Below are 19,607 nucleotides of genomic sequence, written 5' to 3'. Positions count from 1 at the left end.
GACGCCGGGCACCTCGGACTAACAATGCCACCCCTGCGTCGCTGCGCTCCGACTGCCTGTCCGAATGATCGTGGAACAGGTGTCCGGATCAGCGTGGGCTGAGTGTCCGAATGGCGTGGAATCCGCATCCAGACGCCGTCGCTCAGTTTGCCGGCACGCAAGGGCAACAGACCCACATGTAACCAGGCCTTTCCGATACAGATCACCAGAGCTAGCCTGTCTGCATGAGCACCTTTCGTGACCTTCCAGAATCGTCCCTTGTTGGGGTGCCATCGTGTTTTTGGGGAAAAAAATGCGGTGGCATGAGACGATTTGAACTCCTGAACTGTCGTTACACCGAGGTCTTCGGGTTTGACTGGCTCCACATACCCTGCCGAACGCGCCAGCAGAACATCCATGCCCTCGGTCATCGCATGCTTGAGCCAGCGCGCCTTTAACTTCCACATCTGCTCGACGATCGACTCTGCGCAAGCGATGCGCTTATGCATGCTTTCCGGATCTCCACCTTCAAGTATCCATGCTTCAAGCGCCATCCTTGTCTCCTTCGTTTTTCCCGAGATTCGCTCAACTACTCGGCGGTATTCGCCGAACGCAAAGCGCAAGTTATCCAGGCGACCGCCATCATTGCTGCACGAGAGCCGTACCTCACAGCGTTCGAGCCATTCGAGCACGTCTGTGCCGTAGCTGCAGTGCCGGTAACCAGCCTGCTCCTTGCCGTTCTCATCAACTAGGCGCAATCGCCCATTTCCGTCTGGCTCGATTGCCCATTCTGCCAGGCTCCTTTTGCTTGGATTGCGTGAACCTTTAGTCAAGAAAATCAGCAAAATGTCCTCGGGAAGCGCCTCCCGCTCCGTTTGGACAAACTCAACATATCGACGGACCTGGCCTCTCTGGTCTGGGGCATCGAGCTTGTTTTCTATGATCAGGTAACGACGTCCGTCGGTGAGGCAAAGATCGATACGATTTTTCTCGCGAAACACCTTCAGACGCGACAGGTCCAGCCAACTCGCTAAATCGCTACCGAGCATAACCATGAACTCCCTTGCGAACGCGTTTCCCTGCCGGTGCGAACCTTGGGGGTTGAGCCATGAGAAGATCACTCGTGAGTGCAACCGTACTTCGTCATTGGCTTTGAGCATCGAGGTGATCAGGTTGAAGTCGTTTGGCTGGTCGCGTAGCCAGTCGTCATAGACCTGGCTATAGGCCATGAAGCCGGATAAAAAATCGTCCGACGTCAAAGATCGTATAAACGGGACGCCGTCCGAAGACGGCTCTTCAGGAGAGATAATACTTTCCATAGCCACTTGTCCTTGCTTGTAGTCGTCGATGCCGTAGTGCGAGCCCTCGCGGCCGAGGCCGGACGCACACGATTGAAGAGCTCGCAGACTCGGGAAGCCCTACGCTATGGCTGACGTAGGAGGACTATTTGAAAGAATAAGCCCTGCACAGCTCTCAGTTGGAGCGCACCGCACGCAGAAAATCGCTCCAGCGTCGGACTAGGTTGTGTGGCAAGGCGCGCATGGTGCGGCCTGGTCGGCGCATTGAAGTTCAGTTATCCCGCGGGCTCGGTGATCGGGTTCACAGAACACCCGACGGATGCATCTAAAACGAGCGTGAGGTCAGGTTGATGCGGTTCGGTGCGGCGCCGCCGGCCTGCGTCGGCACCGGTTGCATTGCCCTTTTGTGGGGCGGCTAAGTCTCGTAATGCAACAGTGTGGAGCGCGACGGGGGCTGAATTCGTTCGAGAAACGACGATTTTTCTTGCGCCAAAGGCTGGCATATATCCTGCTTGGAGTCATGTATACAAGCTTGAATATAACTATGTATACCTCTAAGGACTTCTGCATATGTCGGACTGTAATCGTCGTAACTTCCTCAAGCTGGCTGGGCTTATCGGCGTTACCGCCGCGATGCCTTTCAGCACATCCCGCGCAGCAGATAAGCCCCTGGTCGTTGGCTTCGTTTATGTAGGGGCTAGGGATGACTTCGGTTACAACCAGGCACACGCTGAAGCTGCGCGCATCATTCGCAGCATGCCCAACGTCAAGGTCATCGAAGAAGAGAACGTACCGGAAACCTCCGCAGTGCAGCAGGCGATGGAAGCGATGATCCGTCAGGATGGCGCGGAGCTGATCTTCGCCACCTCCTTCGGCTACTTCGATCCCCACGTTCTACGCGTGGCCCAGCGCTACCCCGATGTGCGTTTCGCGCACTGTGGTGGCCTGTGGGACGAGAGCAAGCATCCGAAGAATGTCGGCAGCTTCTTTGGCTATATCGATGAGGGCCAGTACCTCAATGGTGTGGTCGCCGGCCACATGAGCAAAACCAAGCGCATCGGCTTTATCGCGGCCAAACCGGTTGCCCAGGTGCTGCGCAATATCAACGCGTTCACCTTGGGTGCGCGCTCGGTTGATCCGGAGATCACCACCACCGTGATCTTCACTGGCGACTGGTCGCTGCCGGTACGCGAAGCTGAAGCAGCCAACGGACTGATCGACCAGGGTTGCGACGTGCTGACCTGCCACGTGGATGGCCCCAAGGTCATCGTTGAAACAGCCGAGCGTCGCGGTGTGATGAGCTGCGGTTACCACGCCAGCCAGGCGGCTCTGGCCCCCAACGGTTACCTGACGGGTGCGGAATGGAACTGGGAAACCCCATACCGGGCACACGTCGAAGCGGCCCAGAAGGGCCAGACCATGAACAACTTCCTGCGCGGTGGCCTGGCCGAAGGGTTCGTCAAGACCTCGGTCTACGGCGCAAATGTCAGTGCTGCGGCCCGTGAGCAGGCGGACCGGATCAAGGCGTCGATGATCGCTGGCGAGTTCACCCTGTTCAAGGGACCGCTGAACGACAACAAGGGCAACGTGGTGCTGGCCGCTGGCGAGTCGCTGGGGCAGACCGACGTGGTGCTGGAGCAGATGAACTACCTCGTCGAAGGCGTGCGCGGCGATATCTGATCCATGAACCCACATTATCTAGCAAGCAGGTTGGCCAGGCTGGCATTGCCTGGCCTGCCTACCGTGCTTTCGATCATCAGCTCCTTTGCGCTGTTCGTGCTGTTCCTGGCCTTTCAGGGCAAACCGGCGTTCGAGGCCGTCAGCCTGGTGTTCGAAGGCGCCTTCGGTTCGTACTTTGCGTGGGAAAGCACCCTGCAGCGCGCCGCGCCGTTGATGCTGACGGCGTTGTGCGTGGCACTGCCGGCGCGTGCCGGTCTGATCATCATCGGTGGCGAAGGCGCACTGGTACTGGGCGGCTTGGCGGCCGCGACGCTGCCGCTGTGGCTGAGCGGACTGCCGCCGCTGGCGACGCTTATCGCCATGGGACTGGTGGCGATGCTGGTCGGTGGCTTCTGGATCGGGCTCAACGGCTGGTTGCGGCAGAAGCGCGGGCTGAACGAGACCATCGGCAGCCTGCTGCTTTCCTATATCGCCATCGCGCTGTTCAACCATTTGGTCGAGGGGCCGCTGCGTGACCCTTCGAGCCTGAATAAGCCGTCCACCGTGGGGCTGGATTATTCACTGATGATCGGTGTGATCAGTGAGGATTCGTTCCGCGTTCACTGGGGACTGGTCGCCGGCATCATTGCCTGCGTGATGGCCTGGGTGCTGGTTCGCCACAGCGTCAAGGGCTTTGCCCTGGACGTGGTCGGCGGCAATGTGCGCACGGCGCGCATGCTGGGCTTGCCGGTCGACCGACTGGTGATTTTGACCTGTGTGCTCGGCGGAGCGGCGGCCGGGCTGGCCGGCATGTACGAGGTCAGCGCGGTGCAAGGCAGCGCCAACGCTTCGCTGATCGTCGGCTATGGCATCAGCGGCATTCTGGTTTCCTTTGCCGCCCGGCATAACCCGCTGGCGATCATCGTCTGCGCGACGCTGGTCGGCGGCATCGAGGCCAGCGGCAGCCTGCTGCAGCGGCGGCTGGATCTGCCCGACGCCACGACACTGATTCTGCAAGGCCTGCTGTTCACCAATCTGCTCGCCTGGGAAGCGCTGGTGGGCAGGATCACTGGATGGCGCATTGCCCTCGAGGAGCACGCCAACAAGGTAAGGAGCGCCGAGGTGCAACATGGGTGATCTGGATTTCGTGACCTTCCTGCTGGCCCTGTTGGCGGGTGCGGTGCGGGTTGGTACGCCGTTCCTGTTCGTCAGCCTGGGCGAATGTCTGACGGAAAAGAGTGGCCGCATCAACCTGGGCCTGGAAGGCATTCTGGTCGCCGGTGCGATGACCGGCTACGCGGTCGCCTACCTGTCCGGCTCGGCCTGGACCGGGGTGCTGGCAGCGGGTGGAATCGGGCTGTTGCTTGGCCTGCTGCATGGCCTTGTCTGCTCGCTACCGCGTGTCAACGACATTGCCTTCGGCATCGCGCTGATGTTGCTCGGTACCGGCCTCGCCTTCTTCCTGGGTAAAGCCTTCATTCAACCGCAGGCCCCGATGCTGCCATCCATTTCCCTGGGTGCCTGGAGTGATGATCCCGGCATGCGCTCGGCTTTGAACATCAACATGTTGTTCTTCATCGGTGTGGCGTTGGCGATCTTCCTGCACTGGGGGCTGCGCAGCACGCGTTGGGGGCTCGTTCTGCGGCTGGTTGGGGACCATTCCGAGTCGGCTCAGGCGCTGGGCTACCGCCCGCTGCGGGTACGCGTCATGGCCACGGCCGTGGGTGGCTTTCTGGCCGGTGTCGGTGGCTCCTACCTGTCGCTCTATTACCCCGGCAGCTGGAACGAGGGGCTGTCCAGCGGTCAGGGCCTGATGGCTGTGGCACTGGTGATCTTTGCCCGCTGGCAACCGCTGAACTGCCTGTGGGCCTCGATGGTGTTCGGTGCGGCCGGCGCCATCGGCCCGGCGCTGCAATCGGTAGGCATCAGCTCCGGCTATTACCTGTACAGCGCGGCACCTTACATCCTGACGATGCTGGTGATGCTCGCGACCTGTCGTCCAAACCGAACACTGACGGGAGCTCCCGGCGAGCTCAGTCTCAATCGATAGAGGTAATGACATGGCAAGTGGACTTGGTGGGCTGAACAAATCACCTAATGGTGTCGTGATCGGGTTGGCACAGCTGACACTGCCCGACCCGCACACCCGCGACGAACTCTGGACCCAGACGCAGAAGGTCGTGTCGATGATCGGCAAGGCCCGGCGCAGCATGCCAGGCATGGACCTGATCGTATTTCCGGAGTACTCGCTGCACGGGCTGTCGATGGATACCTCACCCGACATCATGTGTACCCTGGATGGGCCGGAAGTGGCGGCGCTGAAGCAGGCCTGCATCGATCACAGCATCTGGGGCTGCTTCTCGATCATGGAAGCCAACCCGCACGGCAACCCCTACAACAGCGGCATCATTGTCGACAATACCGGTGAAGTGCGCCTGTACTACCGCAAGCTGCACCCCTGGGTGCCGGTCGAACCGTGGGAACCGGGCAATCTCGGCATCCCGGTCTGTGACGGTCCGCGCGGCAGCAAGCTGGCCCTGATCATCTGCCATGACGGCATGTTTCCGGAAATGGCCCGTGAGTGTGCCTACAAGGGGGCGGAAATCATGATCCGTACCGCCGGCTACACCGCACCGATCCGCCATTCATGGAAGATCACCAACCAGGTCAATTCCTTCACCAATCTGATGCAGACCGCTAGCGTGTGCATGTGCGGTTCCGACGGCACCTTCGATTCGATGGGCGAAGCCATGTTCGTCGATTTCGATGGCACGCCCATGGCCGAGGGCGGCGGGCGGGCGGACGAGATCGTCTCTTGCGAGCTGCGTCCGGACCTGGTGCGCGAGGCGCGCAAGCATTGGGGCGTGGAGAACAATATCTATCAGTTCGGCCACCGCGGTTATGTGGCGGTCAAGGGCGGGGCGCAGGATTGCCCCTACACCTACATGCATGACCTTGCGGCTGGCCAGTACCGCCTGCCCTGGGAGGACGACGTGGTCCATACCGATGGCAGCAGCTGCGGCTTTGCCGCGCCCGAGCGACTCTACAACCCGCACAGCCAGGAGTAACACCGTGAGCGAGCGCTTTCTTGTTTCCGATCCTTATCCCTGGCCGTATGACGGGCGGTTGCATCCGGCCAATACCGCGCTGATCATCATCGACATGCAGACTGATTTCTGTGGTGAAGGCGGCTACGTCGACACCATGGGCTACGATCTGGCGGCCGTGCGTGCGCCCATCGAGCCGATCAACCGTGTGCTGAAGGTCATGCGCGAGCAGGGCTTTCATATCATCCACACCCGCGAAGGGCATCGCCCGGACCTGTCCGATCTGCCGGCCAACAAGCGCTGGCGATCCCGGCGCATCGGTGCCGGCATCGGCGATGCGGGTCCCTGTGGCCGCATTCTGGTGCGTGGCGAACCGGGCTGGGAGTTGATTCCGGAGCTGCAGCCGCTGGCTGGCGAAGTGATCATCGACAAGCCCGGCAAGGGCTCGTTCTGCTCCACCGACCTGGAACTGATCCTGCGTACCCGCGGCATCGAGAACCTGATCCTGTGCGGCATCACCACCGACGTCTGCGTGCACACCACCATGCGTGAGGCCAATGATCGCGGCTTCGAGTGCCTGTTGCTGGAAGACTGCTGTGGTGCCACCGATCCGGGTAACCACCTGGCTGCGCTGCACATGGTCAAGATGCAGGGTGGGGTGTTTGGTGCTGTGTCCAACTCGGCGTCGCTCGTCGAGCTGTTGAGCGAGCGTTGAGCATGCGTGCGATCAGCCTGGAAATCATCGGCGCGAGCAAATCCTTCGGCAGCTTTCAGGCGCTGGCGGGGGTGTCGTTGACCGTGCGCGCCGGTACCGTCCATGCGCTGTTGGGCGAGAATGGCGCGGGCAAGAGCACGCTGGTCAAGGGTATCGTCGGCTACGGTCCGCTGGACGACGGCGAGTTGCTGGTCAACAACCGCCAGCAGCAGATTCGTACCCCGCGAGACTCTCATGCGCTGGGCATTGGCATGGTCTACCAGCACTTCACCGTCGCGCCGGGCCTGAGTGTGGCGGAGAATCTGGTGCTATCGCGTGGCGATCTGGGCTGGCGCATCGACTGGCCTCTGGAGCGCAAGCGCCTCAATGACTTCATGCAGCGTATGCCGTTCCGGCTGGATATCGAACGTCCGGTCAGTTCGCTGGCGGCGGGCGAGAAGCAGAAGCTGGAAATCCTCAAGCAGCTGTATCTGGACCGGCAACTGATCATTCTCGACGAACCGACCTCGGTACTGACGCCGCAGGAGGCCGAAGAGGTCTTGGGCCTGATGCACGATATGGCTCGCCGTGGGGATATTTCGGTATTGATGATCACCCACAAGTTCGGCGAGGTATCGCGCTTCGCTGACGATGTCAGCGTGCTGCGCAAGGGCCGGCTGGTCGGCAGTACCCAGGTCAGCGCCACCTCCCAGGAGGAACTGGCCACCTGGATGATGGGCGCCTCCGAAGCGGCTGCCGAGCCGGCCAGCCAGCAGCCGGTAGACCGCGACGCCGCACCTCGGCTGGAGGTGTGCGAACTGAGCGTGGCCAATGACAAGGGCACATTGGCGGTCAGCAAGCTGTCGCTGGACGTGCGCCCTGGCGAAATCGTCGGCATTGCCGGCATTTCCGGCAATGGCCAGCGTGAACTGACCGAGGCGCTGCTCGGTCAGCGGCAGTCGGTCAGTGGCGAGATTCGCATCAATGGCGCTCCTTACCAGGCCAGCCGCCGGGAGATGCAACGGGAGAAGGTATTCAGCCTGCCGGAAGAGCCCCTGCGCAATGCCTGCATCGCCGGCATGAGCGTGGCGGACAATCTGGCGCTGCGCAATTTCGACCAGCCGCCACTGTGCCGCCAGGGTTGGCTGATCAACCGGAAGGCGATTCAGACCCAGGCCGAGGCCCTGATCGAACAGTTCAACGTGCGCCCGGCGGACCCGCTGCGGCCGATAGGTACGCTGTCAGGCGGTAACGTGCAACGTGCGGTCCTGGCCCGCGAGCTGACCCACGACGTGCGCACGCTGATCGTCTCCAACCCGGTGTTCGGCCTGGATTTCGCCTCGGTGGCGATCATCCACCAGCGTCTGCGCGATGCCCGCGCCCAGGGTGCCGCCGTGCTGCTGCTGAGCGAGGATCTGGACGAGTTGCTGGAAATGTCCGACCGCATCCTGGTGATCCACGAGGGTGAAATCAATTTCGAGGTCGCCGCTGACCAAGCTGACCGTGCCACGTTGGGTCACTACATGGCCGGCGCTGACCATACGGCAGGTGCAGCATGATCAGCGTGCCGGGCAAGCCGGGCGCCTTCAGCTTCGATCCGGCACGTACCGCATTGGTCGTTATCGATATGCAGCGGGACTTTCTCGAACCAGGTGGTTTTGGTGCGGCGCTGGGTAACGACGTAAGTCTGTTGCAGGCCATCGTCCCGGCGGTGGAGTCGCTGCTGGCGCTGGCCCGGGAGAAGGGCATGCTGGTCATCCACACGCGAGAGTCGCATCTGCCGGACCTGTCTGACTGTCCTGCAGCCAAGCGGGAAGGCGGCGCAGAAGGCTTGCGTATCGGTGATCCGGGGCCGATGGGACGCATCCTGGTGCGTGGCGAGCCGGGCAATCAGATCATCCCGTCACTGGCGCCGATTGCCGGTGAATGGGTGATCGACAAACCGGGGAAGGGGATGTTCTACGCGACCGGTCTGGGGGACAGGCTGGCCGCACAGGGCATTGAGTGTCTGATTTTCGCGGGTGTGACCACCGAGGTCTGCGTGCAGACCAGCATGCGCGAGGCCAACGACCGGGGCTATCGCTGCCTGTTGATCGAAGACGCAACCGACAGTTATTTCCCTGCCTTCAAGCAGGCGACCCTGGAGATGATCGTCGCCCAGGGGGGGATCGTCGGACATACCGCCACGTTGGCAGCGCTGGACGCTGCCATGAACGAGGAATGAGCGTGGACAAAGAGCCATTGATCAATCTGCCCCATGTGGTCGAGGCCGTGCGCCTGGCCTTCGAGGACTACGAGCGCGCCCTGCTGGCCAATGAGTTGGAGGTGCTGGACGACTACTTTTGGGACACCGACCATACCGTGCGTTATGGCGTTGCCGAAAACCTCTACGGTGCGCGGGATATCGCCGCCTACCGGCGCATCTGCACGCCGGTAGGGCCCGGCCGCCAGCTGCGCAACACGGTTATATCCACTTTTGATGAGAACTATGCCACCGTCAGCACGGAATTCAGCGACGGTGAAACCCTGCGTACTGGCCGGCAAATGCAGACCTGGGTACGCTTTCCCGCCGGCTGGAAAGTGGTTTCGGCACATGTAAGTGTCGATCTCAGTACGCTCTGACAGACAGGTGATGCCATTCTCAAGCACCAGACCAATGCCCTGGCGCAGCAGATCTATCAACGGTTGAAGCAGGAAATCTTCGACTATCAGCTGCTGCCCCATGACCGCTTCAGCGAGACCGAATTGGCCGCGCGCTACCAGGTGTCGCGTACACCGGTGCGCGATGCGCTCTATCGTCTGGAGCGCGAGGGCTATCTGGAAGTGGGGTTTCGCCGCGGCTGGACCGTCAAGCCGCTGGATTTCAACCAGATCGACGAGCTGTACGACCTGCGTGTGGTACTGGAGAGCGTCGCCATCGAGCGTCTATGCGGCCTGCCGGATCTGGCCGGCGCGCTTGTGGAACTCAATCGCATCTGGATGGTGCCGCCGGGCGAGCGCGAGCACGGCATGAAGCAGGTCGCCGATCTGGATGAAGCCTTCCACAGCGGTTTGCTCGCAGCCGCCGGAAATCGGGAAATGATGCGTGTGCACGCTGAAGTCTGTGATCGCATCCGTATTGTCCGGCGCCTGGATTTTTACAAGAGCGCTCGGATCGAGGAAACCTACAACGAACACGCACGCATTCTGACGGCACTGGCATCACGCCGGCGCGATGAGGCGCAGATGCTTCTGCGTTCGCATATCGAACAGAGCAAGATCGAAGTACGCAAGATCAGCCTGTCGATGCTGTCCGAGGCACGCAACAGTCTTCAACAGGCGTAATCCCGCGTTCGACTCGAAAAGCCGGACCTCGGATAAGCCGATAACGCGGGTGTCCGGTCAATGCCTCAACCGATGCCGAGGCACATGTATTTTTGCTCAATGTAGTCGTCGATGCCGTAGTGCGAGCCCTCGCGGCCGAGGCCGGACGCACACGATTGAAGAGCTCGCAGACTCGGGAAGCCCTACGCTATGGCTGACATAGGAGGACTATTTGAAAGAATAAGCCCTGCACAGCTCTCAGTTGGAGCGCACCGCACGCAGAAAATCGCTCCAGCGTCGGACTAGGCTCCTATCTCGGTCATCCGAGGCCACCAACCGCCATTGTCATTGGTGTGGAACAAGACAAGTGGCCAGACCTGCAGAGAAATGCTGCATGTGGTCCATTATGCCATCATGCCGGCGGGCTCCGAGGACAAGGTCAACTGGTGGCTCCGCCCTCCATACATGTCGTGGGGCTGGGATGGGTACGGCCACTGCTAGTAAAGGGACGTCTCAGCCTGCTTTCCGATGCCACGCGGCCGGCTGATCCAGGCCGGACTTCGCCGGATCGTTTCAGCCACTAGCTCAGGAGCAGTGCCGGCCTGCTCGATTAGGTCGTGTGGTTCCAGATGCCTGCCGTCTAGTAGCTCGGCAGGCTGAACTCCCAGCAGCCGTGCAATACGGAACAGCCATGCATCTGACGGCAAGGGAAGCGCTGCAGGCGCCCCAAGAGTTCCTGCCAGAGCATTGATGACTTCGTCCTCGGTAAGCGGGCGGTCGAAGCCGGGTACGGGCACCACCGCCAGCAGCTTGTCACCGTATCGCATGTGCGCTTCGCCTTTGATGATCGCAGTTTTCTGGTCGCCGGTTCGCTGGGTTACACGGCCATCGACCACCATCAAGTGCAGCCAGACGCGATCCGGGCGGGGACCATTGGTGGTAGTCAGTCCGACCGATTCGTTTTCCTGAAAACTGCTTGATGCAGCACCGACGAAACTGACAAAAGCTAGTTCTGTCGGTTCTGTCGGTTCTGTCGGTTCTGTCGGTGTGCCCTCAGTGTATTTCTGGACCTTGTTAAGCCACCTGCCCATCGTTGGAGACCTCCTCTACCCAACGGTACGTTTTGGTTGGTCGGCCGCCCATTGGTGAGGGGTCCATCACCTGCTCCGTCAGATGTCCATAATCGACCAGCACCTCAAGCGCACTCGCGACCTCCTCAGGAGTAGAGAGCCCGCTCCAGCTCCGGCGCTGAATCTCTCGGGCCTTCACAGGGTTGGGCAGCTTTGCTTTGCGTTTCAGAATCAGCCGGGCGCCTTCGATGCCACCATGCGTCGCGGCGCTGTACAGACGGTTTGCGTGACCGCGTAAGTAATCGCCCCAGTCCAAAGCGCGACCTGTTGCGACACCTCCGACCGCTTCGGTGCCGCCGTCCAGAAGCTCGAACAGCAGAGCAAGACCAGCAACAGTCTTGGGCATCTTGAGCAAGTGACTCTGCATCGCCGCAGGCATTTCATCGCCCCGAGCGTCGATTTGGATCTCCTCCATCCATTCGATGAACATGGCCTGCGCTTCGGGTGTGAATCGCAGGCAGGCCGGCTCATCCCCGTTGCCTGGCAGCTCCAGGGCGTGCAAGCGATCAAAGGTGTTGAAGTAGCGGGTACGAGCGCACGTGTCGGGCGCTCGGTCGATCCATCGCCACGACTTGACCGGGTCAGGCCAGATGGCGAGCTGCAGTCGCTGGATCAGACCATCATCAGCGATACCTCGCAGGGCACCGCGCACGAGGGGCGCGATACGGCTGGGTTGAATACCGCCGATAACCGACAGTGTGCAATTCTCGATACGGACAGTCCCACGTCCGATGCGGTCATAGGTGAAACTACTGTTGCCGTTAAATGCCTCCAGGAAGAATGCACGATCCGATTGGCGGTCCTCTTGCATCAACAGACTTATCCAACCCGACAGCTCGTCACGCACCATCAAAAGCCCATTCGGGTTCTCGCGCATCCGCTCGCCCAGCGCCTCGAACGAAGCATCATTCACAATAATCCGCTCTAACGACGGCTCCTCGTCGCTGCCTTCCGTGGATGCCAACGACATGATGGCTTCCTCTCTTTGGCCTTTCTGCATCAGCTTTCTAGCAGTTGTTTTGGCGAGACTGATCTCAATTTCGTTTACTTCGACTTCAGCCTTGTACTGCTTCGCGCGTTCCTTCCATTCGACCGCCGCGCGAGCCTCGATGCTATTGAGGGGACGCAGCATTTCAGCCATCGATGGCGATTTCATTGTGCTCGGCCCACCGATGAGAGCTCCCCATGCGGTCGGGGTCACGGTCCAGTCATCGTGCTGCTTTGGGCGTATCAGGGCCTTGCGGCCCAGCACTGCAGAAAGGGCACAAATGGCTACTACGGCAGCGTAATCGGGTGCCGACTGCATTCGTTGCGATACGTCCAGCACATAAGATCGAATCGATTCCGGCAGCATCTCCGGCTCGATCGACGGTACGGGGGGGAGCGCATCGGGCAAAGGCCGGGGAGTCACGTGCTGTTCGAGCTCGGGCCAATGAGAGGCGTAGAGATCCTTGTTCATGCGCGCACCCCCACCATTTCAAGGCGGCGGCGTGCGGTTTCTAAACGACTTAGATCGGAAGGCGACAGGTTCTTACCTTGGGCGAGCAGCGACAGACCGAGAGCGACGATGTGCTGCTCATGCTCAATGGCGGCACGGCTCGGGCTTCGACGAGGGGGACGCTGCTTGCTGCCCGGGTGCAGGTCGGCGAGGCCCAAGCCGATGGCGGCCAATACGTCAGTGGTTTTCTCGCCACCGAAGTCATGCAGCAGGACGCGTCCATCATCGAGTTCACGAATGGACAGGCTCGGCGTCTTGTCCGCACGGGTAGGGCAGCGGGCCATCCATTTGTGCTTTCCGATTGCCTTAACGGCATCTAGGCGAGGGAGTACCACATCGATCGGAGAGGGCATCAATGCAAGCCCTCCGGAGCTTCGTGAATCGTTAGGAGAGTTGCGTCGATTAACTGAATCAGGGTGCGGCGGCTCAACCCTTTGATATGCATTACTGTCGCCAGGCTCAGAAGGGTAGCCATTACAACGACCTCGATCGGAGCGCTGCTCGCACGTGCATGGGCAACAACCAATGGGAAGATCCGGTCAAGAATGAACGCCTCATGATCCGCGGCGTGGTGTTCGGTAGAGACGTTCAAGCGCGAACCTCCACTAGCCAACACAGAGCGATCAATATCAGCGGGGGGATCAAGCTCAGGATGTGTCCGTACATGTCCAGCAACGTGATGAAGCTATGAGAGCTAACTTTCGACAGAGGACCTATTGCGTCGGGGCGGGTCGACTTTTTCACGCGCGGCCCTCCATGCGGTCGGCGACCCACTGGTCGATCTGATCGCTGGGCCAGCCAACGGCGCGGGTGCCAATCTTACGAGCCTGGGGAAACTCCCCGCGCTTCATCAATTCGTAGATCCAGGCGCGGCCAAAGCCGGTGGCGTCCATGACCTGCTGTAAGCGGTAGATACGGCGTTCGGGGCGGGAGAAGCGGTGGGGCGGGGTAGCGGTAGTGGCAGACATAGCCAGACCTCCATTGCGTTCGTCGACGCGTAGTGGATTTGGCTATGTATTCAATACACCAGCTCAGGACGGCACCATGCCGAGATTCAGGTCCCGAGTTTTTCCGGAAAAAGTCAGGAGTAGAGTTTTTCCGACGTGGCCTCAACGGCGGCCATCGCTTCTAATTCGGCCAAGCTAAACAGTAGGTCGTTGGCTAGCTTTGGAACGGTCTTTCGAAAACTGTCGCCTCCTTTGCAGTAGCCAACTGCCTCAGCCATGACGTGATGCGATATGCGGTTGCCGGTTTCCATTAGCCAGATCCGCAGATCTAAATACGGTAGCAGCCCGTACCCCTTCCAATCTCTATAGGCTGGGCGCTCTCGCTTGCTGGAGCTGATTGGTTGCCGTGTTCGTGCTTTCTTGAGCCAGTCCACAAAGGCTTCGACCAGCACTGGGTCTGGCGCTCTCATGTCGACCAATAAAGGTTCACCGGTTTCCATTAATGCCCCAACTGAAGTGCTGATAAGCTCTTCTGGTATTACCTTTAAGGACGTTGTTTGGATTAGGCTCCAGCGGTTCTTTTTGCTCTCCGGGCAAAGGCCGTTTTCATAGTCTTGATGGTCAGCTCGATATTGATTTATCAGGTCAAGCAAAGTCAGGCCGCGCACGGGGTTCCCGTACGGAACTTCCGAGAAATCTCCCATTACTTGAGACCAAGTGCTGTCGGAGAAATCTCCAAGTGGGCTTTCTCTCAAGAGCGTTAGCTCTGTTTTGGCCGCCTGTAGCAGCTCAGACATGTAGGGGAGATCTAGCCCCGCGTTTGTAAAAGACACGAAGCAGTCGTGAACATACTTGCGTGCGCGGAGCTGGGTAAGCCACTCCGCAGCTCCAAAAGCCTCTGTCTGTTGGTATTTTTCCAGACCGAACCACTCCGGAAGATCTTTCACTCGGGCAATCTTAGCCACCGCTACGCCCTCCCAGGCGTCCCACTTACTGAATGGGTCGGCCAGCCGGGCAGGTGGGAAGTCTGCTTTTCACCCAGTCGGGCTAGGCTGGCCGGGTCTGGGTCATGCGCGCTTGAAGTCGCCCTGAATGACATTAGCGGCTGGTGAGGTGGTCGCGTATTGCGCCCAGTCAATCATCAGAGAACGGCGTTTATCGAAAATATCGCCGCGCCAGTAAGCTGCTTCGGCCCCTTCGGCAATTTTATGAGCCAGTGCCATTTCGCAGACCTCGCGCGGATAATGCGTGCGCTCCGCTGCCCAGTCGCGGAAGGTGGAGCGGAAGCCGTGGACGGTTAGATGGCCTATGTTCATGCGTCGCATGGTCATGGTCATGGCCAGGTTGGAGAGAGGCTTGCCGGGTTTCATACCTGGGAACAAAAATGGGCTGCGCTCGATGCGGGGCAGGGTGTCCAGCACGGCCAGCGCCGCATCGGACAACGGCACGCGATGCGCCTTGCCGGCCTTCATCCGCTCCGCAGGGATCGTCCAAGTAGCCGCTTCGTAATCAATCTCGTCCCACTTGGCGTTTAATACCTCGCTGGTGCGGCAGGCAGTGAGAATCGTCAACTCTAGAGCGCGGGCGCTGCTGGCCTCCAGCGTCGCCAGTTCGACCATGAACGCCGGCAGGTCGGCCCAACGCATAGCAGCATGGCTTTTCACGGCGCGCACCTTGGACCGCTTGGGCAGCAGCTTGTCCAGGTGGCCACGCCAGCGGGCCGGGTTCTCGCCTTCGCGCAGCCCTCTCGCCTTCGCAGCATCCAGTACGAGTTCAATGCGGTTGCGCACGCGGCTGGCGGTCTCGGGCTTCTCTGTCCAAACCGGCTGTAGGATCTGCAGCAGGTGCGCTGTGGTTACGTCATGCGTCGGCAGATGCCCAATGGTGGGCTCGGCGTAAGTGGCGAGCGTATTTTCCCATTGTTGGGCGTGTTTGATGTTCTTCCAGCCGGCGCGGTGCGCAGCGATGTAGTCGGTGGCCACGGTCTTGAAGGTTACGGCACGGGCCTTGGCAACCCCCAGGGCGAGGCGCTCTTGCTCGATGCGCTGGCGCTCTTTCTTCTCCTCCAGTTGCTGACGCTCACGGTTTGCGTCTCGCGCATCAAGAGGGTCAATGCCGGCTTTGGTCAGCTTGCGGCACTCTGTGGCTTTTTCACGGGCTTCTGCAAGGCTTGTCTCGGGGTATCGTCCCAAGCCCATCATGCGAGGCCGGCCGGCAACCTTGTAGCGGAAAACCCAGCTTGTGCCCCCGGTCTTGCTGATTTGAAAGTACAGCCCTTCGCCATCGCCGGTCATGCCGGACGTTCCGGCTTTCACCAGACTGTCCACGGTTCGAACCGTCAGCTTTCCCATTCGCGCCTCCCGACCTACATCGTCTGAACTCTGACCTACACTCTGACCCACACCTTTGCCGGTAGCTTTGGGTGTAAACGTCTGGCGCTCTCTGGACGATGATAGGCTGAAAAGCCCGAAATAAAAAGGATACAGCGTGGTTTACCGGATGTTGCTTACTCTTGATGGAAGTAGAATTGGCGGACTATCTCTCCGCCATTACATATAGCCTAAGCCCCTGCACTCGACAGAGTCCGGGGGTTTTTGCTTTTTGTGGCCTTGGTATGCGGCGGCCGGGTTAGTCTGATGATGGCTACGCTTCAACGGCAGGTGCAGTCTGCTGCATGGCCATCACAGTGTTGTGCGAAGCGAGGGGGGGGGATGTCGCAGCTACGGCGGGGCTTTATCCTGACCCGGCACTGGCGGGATGCGCCGGAGGGTACGGAGGTCAGTTTCTGGCTGGCCACCGACGCTGGCGCACGGCAGCTACGTGTCCCGCATCAAGATTCCGTCGCTTTCATCCCCGAAGAGCAGCGTCCTCTTGCTGAAGCGCTGCTACGTCGCGAGCGCGATGTGGAATTGCGATCGCTGGCCTTGTACGACTTCCGCCATCGGCCAGTGATGGGGTTGTACAGCCGTTCGTACCGTCGCTTGCTGGATTGCGCGCGGTTGCTGCGTGAGGCCGGGGTGGACGTCTATGAGTCCGATATCCGTCCGCCCGAGCGCTACCTGATGGAGCGTTTCATCACCGCGCCGGTGTCCTTTTCAGATGCGTCTGGCGGTGACGGTGCGTCGATCGATGCGCAGCTCAAACCGGCGCCTGACTACCGGCCGAAGCTAAGACTGGTTTCGCTGGATATTGAAACTACCGCCCGCGGCGAGCTCTATTCGATTGCCCTGGAGGGCTGTGGCCAGCGTCAGGTCTACATGCTCGGGCCGGAAAACGGGCAGGGCAAGACCGTCGATTTTTCTCTGCAGTATTGCGATAGCCGACGCGAGTTGCTCGAGCGGCTGAACGACTGGGTCGCCGAGCATGACCCGGATGCGATCATCGGCTGGAATCTGGTGCAGTTCGATCTGCGCGTGCTGCGCGATCATTCGCAGCGCCTGCAAGTGCCATTGCGTCTGGGGCGCGGTGGTGCGGAGATGGAGTGGCGCGAGCACGGCGGTCGCGGCAATCATTATTTCGCCGCGGCCGCTGGGCGCTTGATTATCGACGGCATCGAGGCGCTTCGCTCGGCGACCTGGAGCTTCCCCTCCTTTAGCCTGGAGAATGTCGCCCAGACCCTTCTGGGTGAAGGCAAGGCCATCGACAATCCCTACCAGCGCATGGCGGAAATCGATCGCATGTTCGCCGAGGACAAACCGGCTCTGGCGCGCTACAACCTCAAGGATTGCGAGCTGGTAACACGCATCTTCGCCCGCACCGAACTGCTGACCTTCCTTCTCGAGCGCGCCACGGTAACCGGGCTGGCTGCCGATCGCAGTGGCGGTTCGGTCGCGGCCTTCGAGCATCTGTACCTGCCGCTGATGCATCGCCAGGGCTTCGTCGCGCCGAATCTTGGCGAGCGGCAGCCAGAGGCCAGCCCGGGTGGCTTCGTGATGAGTTCGCAGCCGGGGCTTTACGAATCAGTACTGGTGCTCGATTACAAGAGCCTCTATCCGTCGATCATACGAACCTTTCTCATCGACCCGGTGGGGTTGATCGACGGGCTGCGCCAGCCGGATGACGAACAGTCGATTCCCGGCTTCCGCGGTGCGCGCTTCTCGCGGACTAGGCACTGTCTGCCGGCAATCGTGGAGCGCGTCTGGGAGGGGCGCGAAACGGCGAAACGCGAGCACAACAAGCCGTTGTCGCAGGCGCTGAAAATCATCATGAATGCCTTCTACGGCGTGCTCGGTTCCAGTGGCTGCCGTTTCTTCGATACGCGCCTGGCCTCGTCCATCACCCTGCGCGGTCACGAGATCATGCGGCGCACACGGGAGCTGATCGAGGCGCAGGGGCATGCCGTCATCTATGGCGATACCGATTCCACGTTCGTCTGGCTGCGCAAAGCGCATTCGGATGACGAGGCGGCGCTGATCGGCCGTCAGCTGGTACAGCACATCAATGATTGGTGGCGAGTGTATCTGCAGTCCGAGTACGGGCTGGGTAGTGCGCTGGAGCTGCAATACGAAACCCATTTCCGGCGCTTTTTGATGCCGACCATTCGTGGTGCGGAGGAGGGCAGCAAGAAACGTTATGCCGGACTGATCACCCGGCCCGATGGCAGCGACGGTATGGTCTTCAAGGGGCTGGAAACCGTGCGTACCGACTGGTCGCCATTGGCCCAGCGCTTTCAGCAGGAGCTCTACCAGCGCATCTTCCACCGCCAGCCGCATGGGGAGTACGTGCGCGACTACGTACGGCGCACGCTGGCCGGTGAGCTGGATGAGCTGCTGATCTATCGCAAGCGCTTGCGCCGCAGGCTCGATGACTACCAGCGCAATGTGCCACCCCATGTGCGTGCGGCGCGTTTGGCGGATGACTACAACGACCGTCAGGGGCGGCCTCGGCAGTATCAGAACGGTGGCTGGATCAGCTACCTGATGACGGTCGCCGGGCCCGAGCCGCTGGAAACACGGTCATCGGCCGTCGACTACGACCACTATGTAACGCGGCAACTGCAGCCCGTGGCGGATGCAATTCTGCCCTTCGTGGGCGATGACTTCGCGTCGCTCGTCGATGGGCAGCTCGGCTTGTTCTGAATTCGTCGGCTGGCGGCATCTATCTAGTGCCGCACCGGTCATATGTCGAGCAACATTCATTGGAGCTCCGACATGTACCTGATTCAGTTGCTGCTACCGCTTTACGACAACGATCAGCAGGCGCTGCCGAAGTCGTCTTTCCGTGCTGTGCGTGATGAGCTCATCGAGCGTTTCGGTGGCCTGACCACCTATTCGCGAGCCCCGGCGAGTGGCTATTGGCTGGAAGAGGGCGACAACGCGGTTCATGACGAGTCGGTGGTCTACGAAGTCATGGCCAATGATCTAGACAAGGACTGGTGGGCAGATTATCGCGCCGAGCTGGAGCGCCGGTTTCGGCAGGAGAGCCTGGTGATCCGGGCACACGCTCTGACGCTGCTGTAGGCGCTGCCGCGAAGAGCGATGGCCGGCGGACCCGGCCATCATCGTCGGTTACTTGCGAACCCAGTTGCCGTTGAGCTGAATGATCTGGCCCGAGGGCGTCTTCTCGATGGCTTTCTTGCCGGCGATGGCTTCCACGTCGCTGACGCTGATGCCGTTCTGCTTGGCGACGCGGTGGTACTCGGCTCGGCGCGCCTGATTGATCTGGCTTGCGATGTCCTCGGCGTTCTGGCTGGACCGCACCACTCCGAGATAGCCGTCGGGCTTCTCGCCAAGCAAGCCGCTGGCCTTGGCGTCACCCAGGGCGGACATGGCTTCGTTGAGTGTCATGGCTGCCGCTGGCAGAGCGATCATGAGTGCCAACAGCAGGCTTGCCAATTTCAGATAGGTTTTCATCGTCGTCCTCAGAACAGTCCGCTGTCTTCGTTAATGATCGAGTCGAGCTGCTTGTCCACTCGGATGTAAATCTCATGTTCGATCTTTACGTTCAGGTTGATGTTGATCGGCTCGTTCGGTACGGCCAGTTCCACCCGCGGCGTACAGGCGCTGGCGAGCATGGCCAGCAGCAGAATGGTCAGCGATTGGCGCAACCGCAT

At 60.4% G+C, this 19,607-nt stretch carries 21 protein-coding genes; 11 read left to right on the top strand and 10 right to left on the bottom strand.

Going from position 1 to position 19,607, the window contains the following annotated elements:
• On the bottom strand, nucleotides 1–1,298 hold a 1,298-nt coding region (locus tag IEG05_RS17950), incomplete at its 3' end, for a PDDEXK-like family protein (RefSeq protein WP_191122466.1).
• 549 nt (nucleotides 1,299–1,847) lie between these two features.
• On the opposite strand from IEG05_RS17950, the gene IEG05_RS17945 reads away from it, so the two are divergent.
• The 9 genes from IEG05_RS17945 to IEG05_RS17905 are packed head-to-tail and all read left to right on the top strand — an operon-like array spanning nucleotide 1,848 to nucleotide 10,001.
• On the top strand, nucleotides 1,848–2,957 hold the full coding sequence (locus IEG05_RS17945; protein WP_041016166.1) for a BMP family ABC transporter substrate-binding protein: 1,110 nt from the start codon (nucleotides 1,848–1,850) through the stop codon (nucleotides 2,955–2,957).
• 3 nt (nucleotides 2,958–2,960) lie between these two features.
• Nucleotides 2,961–4,073: an ABC transporter permease gene (locus IEG05_RS17940; protein WP_041016165.1), complete on the top strand. Its 1,113-nt coding sequence runs from the start codon at nucleotides 2,961–2,963 to the stop codon at nucleotides 4,071–4,073.
• Nucleotides 4,066–4,986: an ABC transporter permease gene (locus tag IEG05_RS17935; protein ID WP_003291936.1), complete on the top strand. Its 921-nt coding sequence runs from the start codon at nucleotides 4,066–4,068 to the stop codon at nucleotides 4,984–4,986. Before IEG05_RS17940 ends, IEG05_RS17935 begins: the two co-directional genes overlap by 8 nt.
• 10 nt (nucleotides 4,987–4,996) lie before the next feature.
• Nucleotides 4,997–6,004: a formamidase gene (locus tag IEG05_RS17930; RefSeq protein WP_041014577.1), complete on the top strand. Its 1,008-nt coding sequence runs from the start codon at nucleotides 4,997–4,999 to the stop codon at nucleotides 6,002–6,004.
• A 4-nt stretch (nucleotides 6,005–6,008) separates the two neighbouring features.
• Entirely contained in the window at nucleotides 6,009–6,698 is a 690-nt protein-coding gene (biuH, locus tag IEG05_RS17925) for a biuret amidohydrolase (protein ID WP_191122465.1), read from the top strand.
• A gap of 2 nt (nucleotides 6,699–6,700) precedes the next feature.
• Entirely contained in the window at nucleotides 6,701–8,236 is a 1,536-nt protein-coding gene (locus IEG05_RS17920; protein WP_041014575.1) for an ABC transporter ATP-binding protein, read from the top strand.
• Nucleotides 8,233–8,901 (top strand): cysteine hydrolase family protein, encoded by a 669-nt coding sequence (locus tag IEG05_RS17915; RefSeq protein WP_041014574.1) that lies wholly within the window; start codon nucleotides 8,233–8,235, stop codon nucleotides 8,899–8,901. The genes IEG05_RS17920 and IEG05_RS17915 overlap by 4 nt, the downstream gene beginning before the upstream one ends.
• Entirely contained in the window at nucleotides 8,898–9,299 is a 402-nt protein-coding gene (gene hpxZ, locus IEG05_RS17910) for an oxalurate catabolism protein HpxZ (protein ID WP_041014573.1), read from the top strand. Before IEG05_RS17915 ends, hpxZ begins: the two co-directional genes overlap by 4 nt.
• 15 nt (nucleotides 9,300–9,314) lie before the next feature.
• On the top strand, nucleotides 9,315–10,001 hold the full coding sequence (locus IEG05_RS17905; protein WP_031323376.1) for a GntR family transcriptional regulator: 687 nt from the start codon (nucleotides 9,315–9,317) through the stop codon (nucleotides 9,999–10,001).
• Nucleotides 10,002–10,477: 476 nt separating this feature from the next.
• Here IEG05_RS17905 and IEG05_RS17900 read toward each other — a convergent pair whose 3' ends face one another.
• From IEG05_RS17900 to IEG05_RS17870, 7 genes are all read right to left on the bottom strand, one after another.
• Entirely contained in the window at nucleotides 10,478–11,071 is a 594-nt protein-coding gene (locus IEG05_RS17900) for a hypothetical protein (RefSeq protein ID WP_041014572.1), read from the bottom strand.
• Nucleotides 11,055–12,569 carry a YfjI family protein gene (locus IEG05_RS17895; RefSeq protein WP_052462863.1) on the bottom strand — a complete coding sequence of 505 codons (1,515 nt, stop codon included), beginning with the start codon at nucleotides 12,567–12,569 and terminating at the stop codon, nucleotides 11,055–11,057. Before IEG05_RS17895 ends, IEG05_RS17900 begins: the two co-directional genes overlap by 17 nt.
• Nucleotides 12,566–12,892 carry a virulence-associated protein E gene (locus tag IEG05_RS17890; RefSeq protein ID WP_224742878.1) on the bottom strand — a complete coding sequence of 109 codons (327 nt, stop codon included), beginning with the start codon at nucleotides 12,890–12,892 and terminating at the stop codon, nucleotides 12,566–12,568. The genes IEG05_RS17895 and IEG05_RS17890 overlap by 4 nt, the downstream gene beginning before the upstream one ends.
• 68 nt (nucleotides 12,893–12,960) lie before the next feature.
• Nucleotides 12,961–13,200, bottom strand: a complete 240-nt coding sequence (locus IEG05_RS17885; protein ID WP_041014570.1) for a hypothetical protein — start codon at nucleotides 13,198–13,200, stop codon at nucleotides 12,961–12,963.
• Nucleotides 13,201–13,348: 148 nt separating this feature from the next.
• On the bottom strand, nucleotides 13,349–13,576 hold the full coding sequence (locus tag IEG05_RS17880; protein ID WP_041014569.1) for a helix-turn-helix transcriptional regulator: 228 nt from the start codon (nucleotides 13,574–13,576) through the stop codon (nucleotides 13,349–13,351).
• A gap of 113 nt (nucleotides 13,577–13,689) precedes the next feature.
• The gene (locus IEG05_RS17875) at nucleotides 13,690–14,520 is read right to left on the bottom strand and encodes a DUF6387 family protein (protein WP_041014568.1); all 831 of its coding nucleotides are present in this window, start codon (nucleotides 14,518–14,520) and stop codon (nucleotides 13,690–13,692) included.
• A gap of 102 nt (nucleotides 14,521–14,622) precedes the next feature.
• Nucleotides 14,623–15,906, bottom strand: coding sequence for a tyrosine-type recombinase/integrase (locus IEG05_RS17870; RefSeq protein WP_052462862.1), 1,284 nt, complete (start codon nucleotides 15,904–15,906; stop codon nucleotides 14,623–14,625).
• A 360-nt stretch (nucleotides 15,907–16,266) separates the two neighbouring features.
• Here IEG05_RS17870 and IEG05_RS17865 point away from each other — a divergent pair, with 360 nt between their 5' ends.
• The gene (locus tag IEG05_RS17865; protein WP_046618773.1) at nucleotides 16,267–18,633 is read left to right on the top strand and encodes a DNA polymerase II; all 2,367 of its coding nucleotides are present in this window, start codon (nucleotides 16,267–16,269) and stop codon (nucleotides 18,631–18,633) included.
• Between the two features lie 72 nt (nucleotides 18,634–18,705).
• On the top strand, nucleotides 18,706–19,014 hold the full coding sequence (locus IEG05_RS17860) for a hypothetical protein (protein WP_046618772.1): 309 nt from the start codon (nucleotides 18,706–18,708) through the stop codon (nucleotides 19,012–19,014).
• Nucleotides 19,015–19,062: 48 nt separating this feature from the next.
• Here IEG05_RS17860 and IEG05_RS17855 read toward each other — a convergent pair whose 3' ends face one another.
• Together IEG05_RS17855 and IEG05_RS17850 are read right to left on the bottom strand one after the other, a co-directional pair.
• A complete protein-coding gene (locus tag IEG05_RS17855) occupies nucleotides 19,063–19,407 on the bottom strand; it encodes a YdbL family probable chaperone protein (protein WP_014821015.1) in 345 nt (114 codons plus the stop codon).
• Nucleotides 19,408–19,415: 8 nt separating this feature from the next.
• The gene (locus IEG05_RS17850) at nucleotides 19,416–19,607 is read right to left on the bottom strand and encodes a YnbE family lipoprotein (RefSeq protein WP_014821014.1); all 192 of its coding nucleotides are present in this window, start codon (nucleotides 19,605–19,607) and stop codon (nucleotides 19,416–19,418) included.

Source organism: Stutzerimonas kunmingensis (assembly GCF_014764705.1).
Lineage (GTDB): Bacteria > Pseudomonadota > Gammaproteobacteria > Pseudomonadales > Pseudomonadaceae > Stutzerimonas.
This window is presented reverse-complemented; position numbering and strand designations above follow the sequence as displayed.